The sequence below is a fragment of the Haloferax sp. s1 genome, from assembly GCF_058382125.1.
The window spans coordinates 1-617 of sequence record NZ_JBZRPK010000023.1 but is presented as its reverse complement, the minus strand read 5'-3'; the positions used below and the strand labels follow the sequence as shown (position 1 = coordinate 617).

Below are 617 nucleotides of genomic sequence, written 5' to 3'. Positions count from 1 at the left end.
ACGCGCTCGTCGCGTTCCTCAAGAAGAACCGCGGCAGCATCGAAGCCGGTCTGAAGTACTTCCTCATCGGCGCGCTGTCGTCGGCGGTGTTCGCGTTCGGTATCAGCCTCGTGTTCGCCGTCACCGGTTCGCTGCTGCTCCCGGACATCGCAGCCAACCTGTCCGTCGGCTCCGACCTCGTCGGTGTCCTCGGACTGGGCGTGCTGATGATTGCCGGTGGATTCGCCTTCAAGACCGCCTCCGTTCCGTTCCACTTCTGGGCACCGGAGGCCTACGAGGGCGCACCAGCCCCCGTGAGCGCGTTCCTCTCGTCGGCCTCGAAGGCAGCCGGGTTCGCCGTCGCGTTCCGCGTCTTCACCGTCGCGTTCCCCCTCGGAACCGTCACCACACTCAGTGGTGGGAGCGTCGACTGGTCGCTTCTCTTCGCGGTGCTCGCGGTCGTCACGATGACGCTCGGTAACTTCGCCGCGGCGACCCAAGAGAACGTCAAGCGGATGCTCGCGTACTCCTCTATCGGCCACGCCGGCTACGCACTCATCGGTCTCGCGGCAATCACCGTCGACGGTGGTGTTGCGAACGGTGACGTGCTCGGTGCCAGTATGGCTCACCTGCTCGTC

At 65.5% G+C, this 617-nt stretch carries 1 protein-coding gene; it reads left to right on the top strand.

Annotated elements, in window-relative coordinates; translation table 11 throughout:
* Positions 1-617: NADH-quinone oxidoreductase subunit N (locus QT222_RS00120; RefSeq protein WP_491475914.1), on the top strand; the 617-nt coding region annotated here is incomplete at both ends.